Below are 18,149 nucleotides of genomic sequence, written 5' to 3'. Positions count from 1 at the left end.
GTAATGGTGGCCGAATCAGTTCTGTTAAAGGAATTGGTAGCAACTATAATTCCGTTTCTGGAATTGGTGGTGTATGGATTTTTATATCCGGGTTTGGCGATCAATTCGCTTCTATATTCCGTATTGTCGAATCATGTTGTTTGTTATCGAATGACGGAAAACGGAACAATTCGATACCTCGGCCTGTTTGATTCAGTCGCTGGCGTCGAACACTACGTCGCCGTCGCTGACGGTCAACGCGACTGCGATGTCGGAAATTTCATCGCTAGGCACCGCCCACGGGGAGGTGGATAGCACGGTGAAATCCGCGACCGAACCTGCCGTAATCGTGCCCATCCGGTCCTCGTCGAAGCCCGCATACGCAGCACCGCTGGTGTACGCCCGGAGCGCTTCGTCGACTGTCAGTCGCTGGCTCGGTTCCGGCGCAGTGACGGCCTGCTGGATACCATACAGCGGTGAGAGCGGCATACAGTCGCTCCCGAAGGCCAGTTGTGCGCCGGCATCCACGAGGTCGCGGAAGCGGTTGGTCAGCTCGCGGCGCTCGCCGAGGCGCTCGTCGTACAGGCCGCCCGGCGCTGCCCAGCGGTGGAAGTTCGGCTGGGCCGAAACGACCAGCGGCGACGCTGCCAGTCGCTCCACTAGGTCGCCGGTGAGGACCTCGGCGTGTTCGACACGATGGCGCTCGTCCGCGGCGTCGACGGACTCGATGGCTGAGAGCAGCGAGTCGATAGCCGCGTCGCCGATGGCGTGGGCGGCGAACTGGAGGCCGGCGTCGTCGACCGCCGATACCAGTTCCCGGAGGGCGTCCGGGTCCGTCCGCCACTCGCCGACGCTGTCGCTGTCGGCGTATGTGTCTCGGAGCCGCGCGGTTCCAGCCCCGAGCGACCCATCGATGTACGTCTTGATCGCGCCCGTCCGGACGCGGTCGCTCCCGTGGTTTGTCACCAGTCCGAGTTCCCGGACCGCATCGAGGTGGTCCACCCAGTAGTTGAGCCGCACCCGCAGGGAGAGGGCGTCCTCGTTGTCCAAATCCCGGTACACTCGCGGCGCGTGCGACTGCCGCACCATGTCGTGAACAGCGGTGATTCCCTCCGAGAGGGCCATCTCCTGTGCGGCCAGCAGGTACTCCCGGGTCTGTGTGTAGTCGGGCGCGATAGCGTCGAAGACAGCTTCGGCGGCTTCCTCGACGAGTACGCCGGTCGGCGCTCCGTCCTCCGTCCGAACGCCGTCGTCGGGTAGATCCAGCACGTCCAGCGCGGCGTGGTTCACCGATACCGTGTGGATGTCCTCCCGCGCGGCCGCGACCGGACGCTCAGTGCTTACCCGGTCCAGTGTCGCCGCCTGCAGCAGGTCGCCGTCCCAGTCGCTCTCGTCGTAGCCGAAGCCCAGAACCCAGCCCTCGCCGTCGTCGGCCGCCAGCAGCCGGTCGATGCAGTCGTCCGAGCCATCTGCCCCAGCGAGGTCTGCTTCGACCGCACGCCGGCCGACGATGTCTAGGTGCGTGTGGGCGTCGACGAAGCCGGGCAACAGAACGCCACCGCGACAGTCGACGGTCTCGGCACCCGCGGTCGAGAGTTCGTCCGGATCACCGACAGCGGTAACCATGCCGTTTGTTACTGCAACCGCGGATGCCGGGTCGTCGCCGGTCAGTGGTCGCACCTCACAGTTCGTGAATACGCGGTCGACCATACAGACTCCGGGCGCGGCGACTGGAAAACCCTTGGCCTGCCAAGAGCAACTGTTAGGAGTCCCGAAGCCACACCGGTCAGTATGACCGACTCCGACGTCGTCGCGCTCGCAGAGCGCGTTCGTGACGGTGAGTTGCGGCTCTACGAACTGGAAGACCACGCTGACCCCGACACCGCAGCAGCGGCCCGCAGACACCTGCTGGCCGAGGAGACCGACACGGACCTCTCTGCGGTCGGCGACTACACCTTCGACGCCGCCGACGCCGAGAGCAACATCGAGAACATGGTCGGTGCGGCGCAGGTCCCGATGGGCGTCGTCGGCCCGTTGCCTGTCGACGGCGGGGCCGCCGAGGGTGACCACCACCTCCCGCTGGCGACCAGCGAGGGCGCGCTGCTAGCCTCAGTCAACCGCGGCATTTCGACCATCCGCAACGCCGGCGGCGCGACCGCTCGCGTCCTCAAATCCGGGATGACCCGCGCGCCGGTGTTCCGCGTCGAGGACGTGGCCGAGGCGGGCGAGGTGTCGGCCTGGGTCCGCGAACACGTCGACACGCTGGCCGATGCCGCCGAGTCGACGACGAGCCACGGCGAACTGCAGGACGTGACACCCTACGTCGTCGGCGACAGCGTCTTCCTGCGCTTTTCCTACGATACCAAGGACGCGATGGGGATGAACATGGCGACCATCGCAACAGAGGCGGCCTGCGATGTCGTCGAGACCGAGACGCCGGCCGACCTCGTAGCGCTGTCGGGCAACCTCTGTTCGGATAAGAAGCCCGCTGCCATCAACGCTGTCGAGGGCCGGGGCCGCACCGTCGCCGCGGACGTGTTGATTCCCCATGAGCAGGTCGAGGACCGACTCGATACGACCTCCGACGCAATTGTCGAGGCAAACACTCGAAAGAACCTCGTTGGCTCCGCAAAGGCCGGCGCACTGGGATTTAACGCTCACGCCGCCAACGTCGTCGCCGCCGCGTTCCTCGCGCTCGGGCAGGATATGGCACAGGTCGTCGAAGGGAGCAACGCTATCACGACGGTCGACACCCGCGAGGACGGTCTGTACGCCTCCGTCACCATCGCATCGCTGGAGGTCGGTACCGTCGGCGGCGGCACGGGCCTGCCGACACAGTCCGAAGCACTGGACGTGCTGGGGTACAGCGGCGGCGGCGACCCCGCCGGGAGCAACGCCGACGCGCTCGCCGAGGTCATCGCTGCCGGCGCACTGGCTGGGGAACTCTCTTTGCTTGCAGCACTGTCGTCGCGCCACCTCTCCTCGGCGCACGCCGACCTCGGGCGGTAGTCTCGGCTTCGGGGCGGTGCGCTATCGCTCCCGGCTCTGGCTCACCAGAAAGCCGGCCCCCGCGACGAGCACGACGACCCCAGCGAGCAGGAGCGCTTCCCGCCCGAGCAGCGGGCCAAGCACGAGCAGCGCCCACGCGACGGCGAAGACGCCGTGGGCAATGGCGAACAGCCGCCGGCCCCGGCGAGCGAACACGACCGTTCCCAGTGCGAACCCGAGCGTGAGGACGACCGCCGAGAGCGCGACGGTGCTCACCTGCAACGAGCCGACTGCGACGGGTTCGACGACCGGCGTGAGCAAGAACAGCAGTCCCGAGAGACCGACGAGCGTCCCGACCGCAACCGGTCCGGGCTCGAAATCCAGTGTCGCGGTCATAGCAGCCGGTAGTGCCCCCGGCTTTCCGATGCCTTGCCGGCACGAACCAGTTTCTGCAGTGCCTTCCGGGTGTACGACGCCGGCACACCGCGTTCCTCGGCGTAGCCCACGATATCATTCTCGGTTGGCTCGTCCATCTTCCGTAGCGCGTTCGTTACCGTTTCCTTGCGGCTCGACCCGCCCGTCGCGCCCTGCTCGGCGCGATCGGCAGCCGCTGACACGGCGTCGGTATCCACCCCCGAATCTTCGAGGTACGTCTCGTCGTCTACCCCTGCGTCGTCGACCTGCCGCTCCATCTCGGCGTAGGAGTCCAACTCAGCGAAGGCGTCGCCCTCTCCCTGGCGGTTGGCCAGCATCGATGCCCGAACCTCGCGGGCGTGGGCCTCGTCGTCCGTCTCGACGAACTTCCGGCGCTTCTCGTGTTTGCGGCGCGTGCCACACCGCGGGCACTGCGTCGTCTTCGGTCGTCCCTCGGTGACCCACAGCGCGCTACACTCACTACACCCGACGACCGCGTACATACCCTTCCGTCAGGGCCGGATGGTACTGAATCCACCGACGTCTGGTGCCGGGGGACGAACGCTTAGGTGGAGTGGGCGCGACAGCACCGCGCATGGAAGAAGTACCACAGGCGGCCTGCGAAACAGTCGAAGCAGTCGACGGCGTGCACCTGACACAGATGGCCGTCGGAGAGCAGATGAGTGTCCAGCAGTTCCATATCGAACCCGGTGCGGCCGTCCCGGAACACAGCCACCGCCACGAACAGGTCGGCTATGTGGTGAAAGGAACCTTCACCTTCCATGTCAACGGCGAGGAGTATGTCATCGGCCCCGGAGACTCCTACGTGGTCCCGAGCGAGGAACCGCACGAGGCGCGCAACGACGGCGAGGAGCCAGTCCGTGGTATCGACGTGTTCAGTCCGCCCAGAGCAAACCCGGACTGGCAGGACTAACCACAACTGTTTGAGTCCTCCAGCCGTATGGTAACCAATGACGCGAGCAGTGGCTGCTATCGTGACGCTCGCGCTGGTCCTCGCTGGCTGTTCCGGGTTCGTCCAGCAGGACAGTCCAGAGACGGTCACGCCGGCAGCGGTGCCGACTGATGGGGTCGGGTATCCGCCGGGCGTGAGCGACGACGCAGTGATTCCGTCAACGCTGGCCAGCGCTCACGCACGGACGCTTGCGACGACGAACTACACGGTGGTCACTCGCCAGCGAGTCACGGACCGAAACGGGACGGTACTCCGGCGGTCAAACCACACGCGCTACGTCGCAGCGAACAAGACGACGTACGCAGGGCAGTTCCGCCAGAACGGCACCGAACTGAACGCGTTCACCACCCGCATCGACTACTGGACCAACGGTTCCATCGTCGCGGCCCGGTACGATGAGCGAGTGAACCGCCGCAGCCAGGTCAAGTGGGCTGTCCGCGACGACGGCCCGGTCTCGGATCTCTCGGAGCGCCGGACGATCCGTGGGATCGGGGAAGCTGTCGACCTCTCCGTTGCCGAACGGAGTGATGGCGGCGTCGTCCTCGTCGGCACCCGCTTTCGGAACCCTGACAGACTCAACACACCGCTGTTCGTGAGCGATCCTCACAACGTCTCCGTCCGCCTCCGTATCAACCACGACGGCACCGTTTCGGCGCTTCGGCTCGCCTTCGATGCTGAACGAAGCGACCAGCAGGTTCGTGTCACACAAGAGATGCGGCTACGACATATTGGGTCGACGACAGTGGAACAGCCGGAGTGGGTCGCAAATACGACCCAGCGGTCGCTTCAGGACTAATAGTCCGCCTGCAGAGAACAATCAGGCGCTACCGAGTGCGGGCAGGACCCGGCGTGAGGCGAGCATATAGCCGGCGTACAGGAGGACCAGCCCCATGTACACCTCCCAGGTAGCGAACGCGGAGATGCCGCCGGACAGGTCCGTAAGAGCGGCCTGTTCGGTGAGTGCTCCCCCCACAGTTAGCCCGGTCGCGAGCAGCGTTGAGAGCAGGAGTTCGAATAGCTCCGGAATCGATTCTGAAACCATGTATGCACAGATATCACTACGAATACGCTTGTAGCTCTTTCGATCCGAGAAAGCTTAGTAGGCCTACGAGAACAGACCTGTATGAGTCAAAACTGGAACGCGGACTACGCGACACTCGCAAAGCGCGGGTTCACGCTCGGGGCAGGGCTGTTCCTCTTCGGCATCGCGGGCGAAGTTGCCGGGAGCGCCGTTCTCGGGACGCTGCCTGCCTGGGGCGACACGCTGCTGGTCGACATAGAAATGCTTGGTATTCTGCTCGGACTCCTCTCGCCGCTCGTGTTCGGCGTGGTTATGCCGCTGACCGAGTAACGCTTCTCGGACCGGGTACGCTCCGTCGACAAAGGAAACCGACGAGTGATAGCGCTGTTCTATTGACAGACCCCGCGCCTGTCTTGTCGCTCTCGAGCTGTAATGTACGATAAAAATGGAGCGTCTCTGTAGTCAGCGCGACTCGCTTATGCGAGTTTCTCGATATTCGCACGGTGTAACCGTGCGAGCCAGAGAAGTTGGCTTCAGGCCAGCTTCTCTATGTTCTCGACGACCTTCTCTGCGAACTCGCTGGTGGCGAGCTTCGTGCCGCCCTCGATCTGGCGTTCGAGGTCGTAGGTGACGTTGCCTGAGGAGATAGTCTCCTCGACGGCGTCACGAACGAGCTCGCCGGCGTCCTTCCAGCCCATGTATTCGAGCATGAGGCGGCCGGAGAGGATCATCGCGGTCGGGTTGACCTTGTCCTCGCCGGCGTACTTCGGTGCGGAGCCGTGGACCGGCTCTGCGAGACAGCGGGCCGAGCCGAAGTTCGCACCGGGGGCGATGCCGAGCCCGCCGATCTGTGCGCCGGCGGCGTCGGACATGTAGTCCCCGTTGAGGTTCATCGTCGCGATGACGTCGTACTCGTCGGTCCGGGTCAGGAGCTGCTGGAGCATGTTGTCGGCGATGCGGTCGTTGACAACGAGTGCGTCCTCGGGCGCTTCGCCGTCGTACTCGTCCCACAGCTCGTCCTCGGTGATGACGTGCTCGCCGTACTCCTCTTCTGCGACCTCGTAGCCCCAGTCACGGAAGGCACCCTCGGTGAACTTCATGATGTTGCCCTTGTGGACCAGCGTGACGCTGTCGCGGTCCTCTTCGAGGGCGTAGTCGATGGCCTCGCGGACGAGGCGCTTGGTCCCGAACTCGGTGATCGGCTTGACACCGATGCCGACCGGGCCGTCGTGGATGGTCTCGTCGAAGTTCATCTCGTCCTCAACGAACTCCTTGACTTCCTCGACTTCGTCAGTGCCGGCCTCCCATTCGATGCCGGCGTAGACGTCCTCGGTGTTCTCCCGGAAGGTAACCATGTCCATCTCCTCGGGGTCTTTGACCGGTGACGGGACGCCCTCGATGTGGTAGGTCGGGCGGACGTTCGCGTAGAGGTCGAGCGTCTTGCGGAGCGCGACGTTCAGCGAGCGGAAACCAGCGCCGACCGGTGTCGTCAGCGGGCCCTTGATAGCGACGTTGAACTCCTTGATGGCTTCGACGGTGTCATCAGGGAGATTCTCGTCGTACTTGTCCCGGGCGGACTGGCCGGCGTAGACGCGCATCCAGGAGATGTCACGACCGGTCGCGTTCGCGGCAGCTTCGAGCACCTTCTGTGCGGCCGGTCCGACGTCCGTTCCGATACCGTCCCCGTGGATGATGGGGATGATCGGGTTTTCCGGAACGTCAAGTTCGTCGTCCTCCGTGACCTGAATCTGCTGTCCCTCGTCGGGAACCTCCACTTTGTCGTAATCGTAGCCCATATTCCGCCAATTGATAGTCGCCCCTAAAGGCGTGCCGCTTTGCCTCAGACGTGGTAACACAGTGCGTAAAGAAAGGCCACGACCGCACGCCGGCACGTCATTATCGCAACTGCCGGAGGTGATATGCCTTTCGTGTGTCAACGGGGCTGTATGCACGTCATCGTCCACGGCGGCGCGGGCAGTCCACCGGAGTCACCGGCTACTCGGCAGGAAACGCTCACAGACGCCGCTGAACAGGCAACGGAGGCGGAGGGTCCGATGGAGGCGGTGCTGGCCGCGCTTCGGCCCCTCGAATCCGACCCGGCGTTCAACGCTGGCGTCGGTGGCGCTGTCCAGAGTGACGGCGAAGTCCGGACTGACGCCGGAGTGATGACCCACGATGGCCAGACCGGCGCGGCGTGTGCAATGTCTGGCGTTGTACACGCTGCGGACGTAGCCTATACTGTGGCAACTGAGACGCCACACGTCCTCCTTGCCGGCGACGAAGCCGTTGAGTTCGCGGCGAGTTCCGGCGTCGAAACCGGTCGCGACCTTACGACTGCAGAGACCCGACAGCGATACGAGGCCGCTGACCCACCTGATGGGGGTCCTGCCGACCATCTCGACTGGGTCCGTGAGCATTTCAGCGGTACTGACACCGTCGGCGCGGTTGCGACCGACGGGGACCGGCTCGCCGCGGCGACTTCGACCGCCGGGCGCTGGTACGCGCTGGCTGGTCGGGTCGGTGACGTACCCCAGATCGGTGCTGGCTTCTACGCAGACGACCGCGGCGGCGCGAGCGCGACCGGTGAGGGGGAAGCCATCGCCCGGTTTGGGTTGGCTCGCCGCGCCGTCGAACTCTTAGACACGTACGGCCCGAAACAGGCCGCGGAAGAAGCGATCGCCGAGTTCGAGGACGCGACCGGCGGGCGTGCTGGCGTAATCCTTCTCGACCACGCTGGCCACACCGGAGCCGAACGGAACACTGCCGCAATGCAGACCGCGACGAGATAGCCAGAGGGAAACCCCTTTGCCCGCCACCGACTAACCGGCGTGCATGACTGACGTGGACTTCGATTCCGAGGAGTACGAGAAATGCCGCGAAGCGGGCGAGATTCTGGCACAGGTGCGCGACGAGGCGGCCGAACGCGTTGAGGTGGGCGTCTCCCACCTCGAAGTCGCGCAGTGGGCAGAGGACAAGATCCGGGAGCTGGGCGGGAAGCCGGCGTTCCCGGTGAACATCTCCATCGACGAGGAGGCAGCTCACGCCACGCCCGAGCGCGACGACGACGCCACTTTCGGCGAGGAGATGGTGAACCTCGACATCGGCGTCCACGTCGACGGGTGGCTCGCCGACACCGCCGTGACGGTCGACCTCTCCGGGCAGGACGAACTCGCCGAAGCGCCCGCCGAGGCCTTGGACGCCGCGCTGGACGTCGCCGGCCCCGGTGTCGACGTGGGCCAGATCGGCGCAGCCGTCGAGGAGGTCATCGAAGGGTACGGCTACAACCCCGTCGTGAACCTCACCGGCCACGGACTCGGTCACTGGGAGCAGCACACGTCGCCGAACATCCCGAACCGTGAAGTGGCACAGGGCGCGACGCTCGACGTGGGCGACGTGGTCGCTATCGAGCCGTTCGCAACCGACGGCCGTGGCAAGGTGCAGGAAGGGGCCGACGAGGAGATTTTCGCCCTCGAACGGGAAGGGTCGGTGCGGAACCGGCAGGCCCGGCAGGTCCTCGAACAGATCACCGAGGAGTACCGCACGCTACCGTTTGCCGCCCGCTGGCTCGACTCGCCGCGAGCGGAGATGGCGCTTCGCCGCCTGAAACAGCAGGACATCGTCCACGGCTACCCAGTGCTCAAAGAGCAGGACGGCGCGTACGTCAGCCAGAAGGAACACACCGTCATCATCACTGAAGACGGCTGTGAAGTGACGACGCGCTCGCGGTAGCGCGACACCGGTTTCGAACCCGTCGGGTGATCTCGGACTACTGTTTTCGAGTAGCAACGCTATCGCTCGGAAGGCGTGGAAAGGGTGGGGTGTGTGGCCACACAGTCAGAGACCGTGTGGCGTATTGAAACGGGTGGGTGGGGGGTGTGTGGCCACGCAGTCAGAGACCGCGTGGCGTACGGAAAGGGTGGGGTGGGGTGTGCGGGATGGTTAGGCGTTGTTCATCCGCGTCGACGTGGTTGTCCCACAGATTTGACACTCGCTAACCCGATACGGCTCTCGGGAAAACGCCGCGTTTTNGGGGTGGGGTGTGCGGGATGGTTAGGCGTTGTTCATCCGCGTCGACGTGGTTGTCCCACAGATTTGACACTCGCTAACCCGATACGGCTCTCGGGAAAACGCCGCGTTTTCGCGTTTATCGGACTCTGTCTGTATCTGGACACGCACAGCGTGCGGTGTCTCACGGTCACACGTCGAACAGTGTTCGGCCATGTCAACGCCGTCGTTTATCGCTGCCATCCCGTCTGATACAAACCCGGTAGAGAGTATAAAAACCACCTTCAGTTCTGGTCCGTTCAGCACTGTTTATCGCAAGACAGCGACCGATTTCAGTCGATTACAATCGTATATTCGACGAGAATGTTTAAAAAGCATTCTGAGGCCACAGAACCCGGTCAGATTGCGTGAACGGCCAATGCTTTTATATACTCCTTTCCCGACATCAGCCACGTCGTTTTTGCTGATGGGTCGACAACTGGCGGTATGGACAAGGTGTTTGCGCCGTGGCGCATCGAGTGGGTCGAACGCGAGGAGGCGAACCCAGATGTCGATTGCGTGTTCTGTGCGTTTCAGGCACAGGACGATGACCGGGCGAACAATCTCGTGGCGCGAAGCGACCACGCCTTTGTCCTCCTGAACAACTACCCGTACAACCCCGGCCACGCGATGGTCATTCCCCACACCCACACCGGCGAGTACGGTGACCTTGACGACGAGGTCCTGCTCGACCACGCTCGACTGAAACAGCGGACCTTCGACGCTCTCGAAACTGCACTCTCCCCGGACGCGTTCAACGCCGGGCTGAATCTCGGCGGCTCCGCGGCCGGCGGTTCCATCGATGACCACCTCCACACCCACATTGTGCCGCGGTGGAACGGCGACACCAACTTCATGCCGGTCATCAGTGATACGAAAGTCATCGTCGAGGCCGTCGAAGAGACGTACGACCGGCTCTACGCTGCGTTCGCGTCACAGGACGGGACGACCGATCCTGCGGATGGGGCTGTCCGAGTCGAGTAGATCGGCTGTCCTGGCATCCAGCTAAGCTACGGTCTTCGCCGGTGGAACTGTGGTGAAACAGCTGATTTCCGGTAGCTGAAAAGCATCGGGTGGGCCTTTTTCAGTGGCCGTCAAACCGTCGTATGGTCCCATGACCCAAGAAGGCCCTCCAAATCACGGCCAGCGTGACAAGTACCCGGCTCCATCCGGTCGCCGCCGCTTCGTCAAAGGACTGGTCGGCGCCAGTGCGCTGTCGGGGGTGACAACCGTCGGTGGCCTCGCAGTCGACGCAACGACCGACCAAGGCGGCGTCGGTGGCGGTACCGTGTCCTATGTCGGCATCCGGAACATCGCTGGCCCGGCGAACCGACCGATGCCGATCGTCCCGCTGGAGATATCCGATGGCGCGCTCCGCGGCATCTGGCCGTCCGTCTCAGAAGAGACAGCGGGCGGTGATACCTTCCGTATCGCCAAGGGCGAACTGGGCGGTCTGACGTACTCCCAGCAGTGGTTCCAGTACTGTGGGCTCGAAGTCGCTGCGGGACTCGAACCAGACCCCGAGCGAGATGGGTTCCTCAGGTCGAAGGCGACGTATGACTGGCAATCACAGTTGAACGACGGCGATAAACTCCGTGTCGAGCACTTCGAGGACTACGAGTCGTGGGGAAACGACATCGGTAGCGACGGTCTCGGCAAGCCAGCGGTCGCGACCTGGCGCTCACAGGGCGAGGACGTCAAGGAGATTCAGATTCAGGTACTCCGGACACCCGCCGTTTCGAAGATGGCCGCCGGTGAAGACGAGTACACCGACCTCACCGGTGAGATACGTGAATTCATAGACGCGGCCACTGCCGAGGATTTCATCGCATGGGTGAACCGCTGTACGCACCTCTGCTGTAATCCCGGGTACAAAAAGACGCCTGGAAGCGCGAAGTTCGAAGCCGCCGACAAGGTGTACTGTAACTGCCACCAGTCGGTGTATGATCCGTTCTCACCAACGAAGGCAACCTTCGCGTCCCGGCCTCGGCCACAGGGATAGGTCAGTGTCGAAGCGGCTTTGACGGCGGCCCGACAACGGGGGAGCAATGTCACGCCGCGCGACGCTCAGGCGGGTCGGCCTGCTCGTTCTCGGCGTCAACCTTCTCCTCGTGCTGCTGAAAGCCGGCGTCTGGCTCACCACTGGAAGCTTCGCCGTCCAGTCTGAGGCGGTCAACAGCGCCGCCGACACCGCCTACTCGCTGGTCATCGTCGCCGGGCTGTATCTGACGACCCGCCCGCCGGACTTCGAGCACCCTCACGGCCACGAACGCATCGAGCCGTTCGTCTCGCTGTTCGTCGCCGCAGGTATCTTCGCCGCTGGCGGGTTCGTCCTCTGGAACGCCGGGACTGCCCTATTGACCGGAGACATTTCGGTGACACAGGGGCCAGCCGCTGTACTCGTACTCGTGTTCTCGGCCGTCGCGAAGTACGCCCTCTACCGCTACTGTCTCCGCGCGGGCACGGACCGGAACTCCCCGGCGCTCATTGCGACGGCGAAGGACAACCGCAACGACATCCTCACCGCCGGCGCGGCGCTGGTCGGTGTCGCCGGTGCAATGGCCGGCTATCCCATCGCCGACCCGCTGGCCGCACTCGTCGTCGCCATCGGCATCATCTACACCGGCATTGAGGTCGTCCAAGAAAACGTCACGTATCTCGTCGGCGGCGCACCACCGGAAGACCTCCGCCGCGAGATTCTCCGCCGTGCGCTTGACCACCCGAAGGTCAGCGGCGCACACGATGTCATCGCCCACTACGTCGGTCCCGAAATCGACGTGAGCCTCCACATCGAGGTTGAAGGTGACCTGACGCTGTTTGAGGCCCACGACATCGAGACGGCGGTCATCAAATCTATCGAGGAACTTCCGGAGGTCGACGACGCGTTCATCCACGTCGACCCGAAGGAACTGGGGGAGTGGAAAGACGACGAAGAAGTAGAGCGGCTTGCCGATCTGGAGTGACGTTTTAGTAGCTTCCGTGCCATGCCGTAGCATATGGGTGACGACTCATCACGTAGCTGGCTCGCGCTTGGACGACTGTTGTTCGGTCTCGGTCTGGCTCTGCAGGCCACCGAGGACTTCCGCGACATGGAAGACGCCATCGAGTACGCCGAGTCCGCGGGCGTCCCCGCGCCGGACCTGCTGGCCCCGCTGGCCTCGGGAATGATGCTGGTCGGTGGGCTGGGGACGGCGTTCTGGCGGCTCCCCCGGATTTCGACCGGTGCGGTCGCCACGTTTCTGGCCGTCGTCACGCCGACGATGCACGACTTCTGGAACGCCGACCCGGACAACCGGGGCGGCGAACGCCTGGCTTTCTTCGGGAACCTCGCGATGTTCGGCGCAGCGGTCACGTTCCTTCGCGAAGCCTACAGCGGCGACTGAGGGGCCGGTCGTTCTGACTGAAAATGTGAGCTGACGACCCGTCAGTCCGCTACCTGCGCTCGCTCGACCGGCTCGCCAAAGGCGTACACGGTGTTGTGGCTCGTGATCGCCACCTCGACCGTGTCGCCGATTTCGAGGCCGCGCTCCTGTGCGTCGGCGATGACGACCTGCCGGTAGGCCTCGTCGTAGCCCACCAGCGACTCGTCGGTGCCGTCCTCGACGAGCAGGACCGAAGACGTGCGGCCCACCATCTCCTCGTAAGCCTCGGCCATCAGTTCCATCTTCGCCTCGCTCATCTCCTTCGAGCGGTCCTTCTTCGTCTGGCCGCCCAGTCCCTTCATGTCAGCGGCGTCGGTACCGGGTCGCTTCGAGAAGCGCGTGACGTTGATCTTCTCGGGGCGGGTCTCGCGCAGCAGCGCCATCGATTGCTCGTGATCGGCCGGCTCCTCGGTCGGGAAGCCGACGATGAAGTCCGTCGATAGCGTCCAGTAGTCTAGGTGGTCGTCCAGCGTCTCGACGACCTCCAGATACTCAGAGACGGCGTGTTGCCGGCGCATGTCGGCCAGCACGTCGTCGCTGCCGGACTGGACCGGCGCGTGGATGAAGTTGTACAGTTCGTCGTGCTCGGCGAACACCGCCGCGAGTTCCTCGCGAACGCCGTGGAGGCCCTTCGGGTTCGCCATGCCGACACGCACACGGAAGTCGCCGTCGATGTCGGAGCAGATGCGGTCGAGTAGCTCCGGCAGGAGGCTCGTCCCCTGGTTCGTGTCCCAGCCGTAGACGCCGGTGTCCTGGCCGGTGATGCGGATTTCTTTTGCGCCGGCGTGGACGAGCGCGCGAGCCTTCTCGACGTTTTCCTCGACTGAGGGTGATTCGATCCGCCCGGTCGCCTGCTTGGTGATGCAGTAGGAGCAGTCTGACATACAGCCCCGGGCGATGGGGAGGATGCCGATGACGCCGTTGAGCACCGTTTCGGTGTCCGGCGTGATCGTCGGGCACTCGCCGTTGAGGACGTACTGCGGGACGTCGTCCCAGTGAAGCACCTCGGCGTCGATGTCGGCGCTCTGGAACTCCTCGCCCTGTGCGAGCGCCATACAGCCCGTGATGACGAGGTCGGCCGGCGTTTCGTTGTCGAGTTCTTTGGCCCGTGCGAGCATGTTGCGTTCGGTCTTCTCAAGCACCGTGCAGGTGTTGAGTATCGCCACGTCGGCGGACTCCGGGCCGTCGGCGGGGTGGTGCCCGCCCTCCCGGAGCGCCTGCTCGATCTGCTGGGTTTCACCTCTGTTCGAGGTGCACCCGTACGTCTCGATGTGATACCGGGCCATTCATTCAGATACTATCGCCAGGACGGCAAAAGGGCGACGGATTGGACCGGTCAGTAGCCGTTATCTGTATCCGCGTCGTCCCGATCTGTCTCCGGTTCGGTTGGAGTCTCGCCTTCCGTCGCGGCCTGCCACTCCCGAACGATGGTATCGCCGCTCGACGCACCGATCCGCTCGGCTCCAGCCTCGAACATCGCCTCGGCGTCGGCCCACGACCCGACACCGCCGCTGGCTTTCACCGGGAGGTACTTGCTGAGGATCTCCACGTCGTGGACCGTTGCGCCGCCCTCGCTGAACCCCGTCGCCGTCTTGAGGTACGCGGCGTCGGCGTCTGCGACGATCTGTCCGACCCGTTCGAGTTCGTCGTCGGAGAGCAGCGGCGCTTCGACGATGACCTTCACGGGAACTGGGACGCTGGCGACGACTTCAGTGATGTGGTCCCGGACGGCGTCGTCCTCGCCGGCTTTGAGCAAGCCCACGTTGCACACCATATCCAGTTCGTCGGCTCCGGCGTCCCAGGCCAGCTTAGCCGCCTGGCAGACGCTGTCGGTCTGCCCCTGGCCGTGGGGAAAGTCGATGACCGCCGTGAGCGGGACGTTCGCGTACTCCGTCGCCAGCGGGAGGTAACACGGTGGAATGCACGCCCGCATCCCGTACTGCAGCGCCTCGTCGAGGCAGGCTCGTACGTCGTCCGGTGTCGTCGTCGGTCCGAGGACCGTATGTTCGATGCGGTCTGGTATGTCGTCCATACCGCGGGGTGACACGCGGTGCCTACGTAAAGACGGCGGGCGGCAAACGGTGGGGGCTACTATCTCCCTGTCCGACGGTCGTCGCTCGTGCCGATGTGCCCTCCCTCGGTCTCGTTCGGAAGGTTTTCCCTCGTAGGCGTCGGCGTGAGGGACATGGTACTGCCTTCGGGGTTAGCGCTCCCGCCGCTTGAGTACACTGTGGCGCTGCTTGCGGGCACACTCGTGGTGACGGCGCTGTTGTACGCCCTCGAACCACCGATCGACCAGCGGACCGTGGTCGCCTTGACGCCGTGGATGGCACTTGGCGGCGCGCTCCACGCGTTCCACCAGCCGCCGATTGCAGCGTACAGGCCCGTGGTCGCACCGCTGTTCGGCGCACCGGCGGTGTACCTGACGACGTTCGTCACGCTGGGTGTCGTCTGGATCACGCTGACGCTGTTCAGTGTCCGGCGCGGCCACAGCGAGACGATATCGCGCAATCTGGGGTACATCGGCATCGGACTCCTGACCGTGTTGCTCGTTATCGCCGTCGTGATGGCACTGGAATCCGGCCTACTGGGGCTCATCTGGCCCACCGTCGCTGTCGTTGTCGCAGCTGTCGTCACGGCGGTGACGGTGCTTGCGGTCGCGCTGTGGCGGACGCCAGTCGTGGTTCGAATGCGCTATGCGGCCCCGACGGTCGTGTTCGCGCATATGCTCGACGGCGTCTCGACGGCGGTTGGCGCTGATGTCATCGGCATCACGGAGCGGACACCGATCCCGGCCCGAATTATGGAGTTTGCCGGGACGCTCCCGACGGCTTCGTATCTTGGCAAAGGCTGGCTGTTCGTGTTTGTCAAACTGCTCGTGGCGGTTGCGGTCGTCTTTCTGCTGGACGACTACCTCGAAGAAGATCCCGCAGAAGCCAGCCTGCTGCTCGCGCTCGTGACCGCTGTCGGAATCGGTCCGGCCACGAACAATATTGTCCTGTTCCTGTTTAGCCCGGTCTGAAGACGGCTACTCTGCAACCGGATCGTCGAATCCATCCTGCCGTTCCTGTTCGAGTCGCTGACACCCGAACACGAGCGAATCCGGAACGTCCGTCGCGCTGGACTGTAGCGATTCGAACACGATGGCCACCTCTTCGAACCGTGGTCCGCGACCGGCGACCAGTGGCTCTGTATCCCACGTAATGAACTCGTGGTCGGACAGCATCGGCAGGTGACAGTGGTACAGTTTCTGCCGAAGGACCGCCGGGTCGCGCGGGACGTTGGGGTTTACCGCACTTTCGGGGAGTGGGACTGTCTCGTCGGGGTGGGCGTCCGACAACGAGAGAATGAGCTGTCGCCGCGGTTCGGCCGTAACGGCCTTGAAAACATCGTCCCAGCGTTTGATCACCTGCTTTCCGTTCTGGTAGCGCTGCTGTGTCATGATATAACTTGTGTCACTTTTCTACACGACTACATATATATCATCGTGGTGTACTATATTGAGTGAATCGACTGCTGAGGGCGGCTGTATCTGGTTATATTGAGACGCCACAGTTGCGGACGCTGAAACAGGCCTGCTGGCACTCGGTGGTACATGCGGAACAAATATGCTGACGGCAGGCCGTCTTGGCCCCGGACCCCCTGTCCTGAGCTGCCGTCGCTGCGCCGCGCTGGTCTCATGACACAATGCTCATTGGCACTGCGAACGAGGGACGATACGTGCTTGACTACCCCATCGCGCAGTGGGCGTTCGTCTGTGTCGTCGCCGGTGCGGTCGTCGGTCTGCTGTTGAATATCCCGATGGTGACACAGGATCAGGGGTATCTGCCGGCACACGTCGCCGCGGCCGGCCTCACTCGTGCCGACCCGGCCGCAGTGAGCCGCCCCCTCGCCGTCGCTGTCCATCACGGCACCGCCCTCGTCGCGGCGCTGCTGTACAGCGCGGTCGTCGCTGGCCTTTCGTTTGTGCTCCCGACGGCGGTCTCGCTCAACGGTGTCCCGCTGATACCCCATATCGTCGGTATTGCAGGCATCTCCGCGTTCATCTACTACTTCTTCGCTCGGATCGCCATGCCTCGCTTCGGCGGTAGCGTCCGGGCCGACGCTGACGAGATCATCCGACAGTGGGCACTCACGGCGTTCATCTTCGGGACGGCGCTCGCGCTGTTCGTCCCGGTGCTCGTCACCTGGCTGTGAGCTACGTATCCTCGACCCGCTTCGAGAGGTTTCTGTAGGCCCCGAGATACAGGAAGACGCTGGCGAGCAGTGCGAACGGGACGACGAGGGTCCACGAGGGGCCGTCCGGCGTTCCCGCGCCGACGGTGTAGCCGGTCAACAGTCCGAGGACGACTCCGGCGGCGAGAGCGATACCCGCCGGCCCTCGCATCCGCCTGTCGAACAGCGAGATATCGTCTGCCATACGTCCTCCCTCGCGGCCGTCCTACCTCACTGTTGTGACCGACGGGAATCCACTGACTACTAAATAGTTCCGTGCGACTGGCCTGTATGGCGAAACAACCGCATCTACTCGTCGAACCGGGTGACCTGACAGACATCGCGCTCGTGCCGGGCGACCCCGGCCGCGTCGACCGCATCGCCGGTCTCTGTGACGACCACGAGGTCGTCGCGGAGAACCGCGAGTACAAACTCGTCAACGCGACCTACGACGGCCGCGAACTGACGATCTGTTCGACCGGTATCGGGTCGCCGTCGACGGCCATCGCCGTCGAGGAACTGGAGGCGGTCGGCGTCGAGACGCTCATCCGCGTCGGAACGACCGGTGCGCTTCAGGAAGGCATCGAAATCGGGGACATGGTCGTCGCCAACGGCGCTGCCAAGGACGAGGGAACGTCCCAGCGCTACGAATCCAAGTCCGTCCCGGCCGTCCCCGACTACGATGTGCTCTCGTCGCTGGTCGACGCCGCCGAGGCGAACGACGAAGACGTTCACGTCGGCCCCATCGCCACGGACGACGCCTTCTACGCCGAGACGGACGAGTACATCAACGACTGGGAGGCCGCCGGCCTGCTGGCCGTCGAGATGGAGGCCGCCGCACTGTTCTCCCTGTGTCGACGTAAGGGCCTGCGCTCGGGCGCTATCTGTACCGTCGACGGGAACCTCGTCGAAGGGACACAGAAGGGCGAAACCGAGGACGAGGAACTCCCGGAAAAAGCCAAGAACAACGTCGAGCGCGCCATCGAGATCAGCCTGACGGCGACCACGTCGCTGTAGGCGTCGGAACTGCTGGATTCTGCGAGCGCCGTCTGGGCTATCGGACCCGCATGAGCGGCCGGCCGCGCCGCTTCCC

22 protein-coding genes and 1 pseudogene are annotated in these 18,149 nt (G+C 64.1%); 13 read left to right on the top strand and 10 right to left on the bottom strand.

Annotated features, from left to right (window positions below; translation table 11 throughout):
* Positions 1-192: 192 nt before the first annotated feature.
* The gene (locus C443_RS09500) at positions 193-1,689 is read right to left on the bottom strand and encodes an amidohydrolase (protein ID WP_005535893.1); all 1,497 of its coding nucleotides are present in this window, start codon (positions 1,687-1,689) and stop codon (positions 193-195) included.
* An 81-nt stretch (positions 1,690-1,770) separates the two neighbouring features.
* Between C443_RS09500 and hmgA the strand changes: the two genes are divergently transcribed.
* Complete coding sequence (gene hmgA, locus C443_RS09495) at positions 1,771-2,988, top strand: hydroxymethylglutaryl-CoA reductase (NADPH) (protein WP_005535891.1); 1,218 nt, start codon at positions 1,771-1,773, stop codon at positions 2,986-2,988.
* A 21-nt stretch (positions 2,989-3,009) separates the two neighbouring features.
* On the opposite strand, the gene C443_RS09490 is transcribed toward hmgA, so the two are convergent.
* Both C443_RS09490 and C443_RS09485 read right to left on the bottom strand, forming a co-directional pair.
* Positions 3,010-3,363 carry a hypothetical protein gene (locus C443_RS09490; RefSeq protein WP_005535890.1) on the bottom strand — a complete coding sequence of 118 codons (354 nt, stop codon included), beginning with the start codon at positions 3,361-3,363 and terminating at the stop codon, positions 3,010-3,012.
* Positions 3,360-3,884 carry a DUF5817 domain-containing protein gene (locus C443_RS09485; protein WP_005535888.1) on the bottom strand — a complete coding sequence of 175 codons (525 nt, stop codon included), beginning with the start codon at positions 3,882-3,884 and terminating at the stop codon, positions 3,360-3,362. Before C443_RS09485 ends, C443_RS09490 begins: the two co-directional genes overlap by 4 nt.
* A gap of 92 nt (positions 3,885-3,976) precedes the next feature.
* Here C443_RS09485 and C443_RS09480 point away from each other — a divergent pair, with 92 nt between their 5' ends.
* Complete coding sequence (locus C443_RS09480) at positions 3,977-4,315, top strand: cupin domain-containing protein (RefSeq protein WP_005535886.1); 339 nt, start codon at positions 3,977-3,979, stop codon at positions 4,313-4,315.
* A gap of 37 nt (positions 4,316-4,352) precedes the next feature.
* On the top strand, positions 4,353-5,150 hold the full coding sequence (locus C443_RS09475; protein WP_005535884.1) for a hypothetical protein: 798 nt from the start codon (positions 4,353-4,355) through the stop codon (positions 5,148-5,150).
* A 21-nt stretch (positions 5,151-5,171) separates the two neighbouring features.
* Here C443_RS09475 and C443_RS09470 read toward each other — a convergent pair whose 3' ends face one another.
* On the bottom strand, positions 5,172-5,396 hold the full coding sequence (locus C443_RS09470) for a hypothetical protein (protein WP_005535883.1): 225 nt from the start codon (positions 5,394-5,396) through the stop codon (positions 5,172-5,174).
* Positions 5,397-5,477: 81 nt separating this feature from the next.
* Here C443_RS09470 and C443_RS09465 point away from each other — a divergent pair, with 81 nt between their 5' ends.
* A complete protein-coding gene (locus tag C443_RS09465) occupies positions 5,478-5,705 on the top strand; it encodes a DUF7860 family protein (RefSeq protein WP_005535881.1) in 228 nt (75 codons plus the stop codon).
* Positions 5,706-5,908: 203 nt separating this feature from the next.
* Here the strand turns inward: C443_RS09465 and icd are convergent, their stop codons facing one another.
* Entirely contained in the window at positions 5,909-7,171 is a 1,263-nt protein-coding gene (gene icd / locus C443_RS09460) for an isocitrate dehydrogenase (NADP(+)) (RefSeq protein WP_005535880.1), read from the bottom strand.
* 150 nt (positions 7,172-7,321) lie between these two features.
* Between icd and C443_RS09455 the strand changes: the two genes are divergently transcribed.
* Both C443_RS09455 and map read left to right on the top strand, forming a co-directional pair.
* Positions 7,322-8,164, top strand: coding sequence for an isoaspartyl peptidase/L-asparaginase (locus C443_RS09455; RefSeq protein ID WP_005535879.1), 843 nt, complete (start codon positions 7,322-7,324; stop codon positions 8,162-8,164).
* Positions 8,165-8,207: 43 nt separating this feature from the next.
* Positions 8,208-9,104, top strand: coding sequence for a type II methionyl aminopeptidase (gene map, locus C443_RS09450; RefSeq protein ID WP_005535878.1), 897 nt, complete (start codon positions 8,208-8,210; stop codon positions 9,102-9,104).
* A 210-nt stretch (positions 9,105-9,314) separates the two neighbouring features.
* Here map and C443_RS22455 read toward each other — a convergent pair.
* Positions 9,315-9,623, bottom strand: a pseudogene (locus C443_RS22455) (DUF7835 family putative zinc beta-ribbon protein).
* Between the two features lie 243 nt (positions 9,624-9,866).
* Between C443_RS22455 and C443_RS09440 the strand changes: the two are divergent.
* The 4 genes from C443_RS09440 (at position 9,867) to C443_RS09425 (ending at position 12,802) form a co-directional block, all read left to right on the top strand.
* On the top strand, positions 9,867-10,403 hold the full coding sequence (locus tag C443_RS09440) for an HIT family protein (protein ID WP_005535877.1): 537 nt from the start codon (positions 9,867-9,869) through the stop codon (positions 10,401-10,403).
* Positions 10,404-10,533: 130 nt separating this feature from the next.
* Positions 10,534-11,421 carry a Rieske 2Fe-2S domain-containing protein gene (locus C443_RS09435; protein ID WP_005535876.1) on the top strand — a complete coding sequence of 296 codons (888 nt, stop codon included), beginning with the start codon at positions 10,534-10,536 and terminating at the stop codon, positions 11,419-11,421.
* A gap of 46 nt (positions 11,422-11,467) precedes the next feature.
* A complete protein-coding gene (locus C443_RS09430) occupies positions 11,468-12,382 on the top strand; it encodes a cation diffusion facilitator family transporter (RefSeq protein WP_005535875.1) in 915 nt (304 codons plus the stop codon).
* A gap of 33 nt (positions 12,383-12,415) precedes the next feature.
* A complete protein-coding gene (locus C443_RS09425; RefSeq protein ID WP_005535873.1) occupies positions 12,416-12,802 on the top strand; it encodes a DoxX family protein in 387 nt (128 codons plus the stop codon).
* Positions 12,803-12,843: 41 nt separating this feature from the next.
* Here the strand turns inward: C443_RS09425 and C443_RS09420 are convergent, their stop codons facing one another.
* Complete coding sequence (locus tag C443_RS09420; RefSeq protein ID WP_005535871.1) at positions 12,844-14,127, bottom strand: tRNA (N(6)-L-threonylcarbamoyladenosine(37)-C(2))-methylthiotransferase; 1,284 nt, start codon at positions 14,125-14,127, stop codon at positions 12,844-12,846.
* Positions 14,128-14,177: 50 nt separating this feature from the next.
* Positions 14,178-14,873, bottom strand: coding sequence for a deoxyribose-phosphate aldolase (gene deoC / locus C443_RS09415; protein ID WP_005535869.1), 696 nt, complete (start codon positions 14,871-14,873; stop codon positions 14,178-14,180).
* Between the two features lie 153 nt (positions 14,874-15,026).
* Between deoC and C443_RS09410 the strand changes: the two genes are divergently transcribed.
* Complete coding sequence (locus C443_RS09410; RefSeq protein WP_005535867.1) at positions 15,027-15,863, top strand: DUF63 family protein; 837 nt, start codon at positions 15,027-15,029, stop codon at positions 15,861-15,863.
* Positions 15,864-15,869: 6 nt separating this feature from the next.
* Here C443_RS09410 and C443_RS09405 read toward each other — a convergent pair whose 3' ends face one another.
* Positions 15,870-16,283, bottom strand: a complete 414-nt coding sequence (locus tag C443_RS09405; RefSeq protein WP_005535866.1) for a hypothetical protein — start codon at positions 16,281-16,283, stop codon at positions 15,870-15,872.
* 245 nt (positions 16,284-16,528) lie between these two features.
* Here C443_RS09405 and C443_RS09400 point away from each other — a divergent pair, with 245 nt between their 5' ends.
* Positions 16,529-17,038 (top strand): hypothetical protein, encoded by a 510-nt coding sequence (locus C443_RS09400; protein WP_005535864.1) that lies wholly within the window; start codon positions 16,529-16,531, stop codon positions 17,036-17,038.
* A gap of 1 nt (position 17,039) precedes the next feature.
* On the opposite strand, the gene C443_RS09395 is transcribed toward C443_RS09400, so the two are convergent.
* The gene (locus C443_RS09395) at positions 17,040-17,261 is read right to left on the bottom strand and encodes a hypothetical protein (protein WP_005535862.1); all 222 of its coding nucleotides are present in this window, start codon (positions 17,259-17,261) and stop codon (positions 17,040-17,042) included.
* 86 nt (positions 17,262-17,347) lie between these two features.
* On the opposite strand from C443_RS09395, the gene C443_RS09390 reads away from it, so the two are divergent.
* Positions 17,348-18,073 (top strand): nucleoside phosphorylase, encoded by a 726-nt coding sequence (locus C443_RS09390; RefSeq protein ID WP_004518634.1) that lies wholly within the window; start codon positions 17,348-17,350, stop codon positions 18,071-18,073.
* Positions 18,074-18,149: the final 76 nt, after the last annotated feature.

The sequence above is a fragment of the Haloarcula argentinensis DSM 12282 genome (assembly GCA_000336895.1).
Lineage (GTDB): Archaea > Halobacteriota > Halobacteria > Halobacteriales > Haloarculaceae > Haloarcula > Haloarcula argentinensis.
The sequence above is the reverse complement of the archived record's forward strand: the minus strand, read 5'-3'. Positions and strand labels throughout refer to the sequence as shown.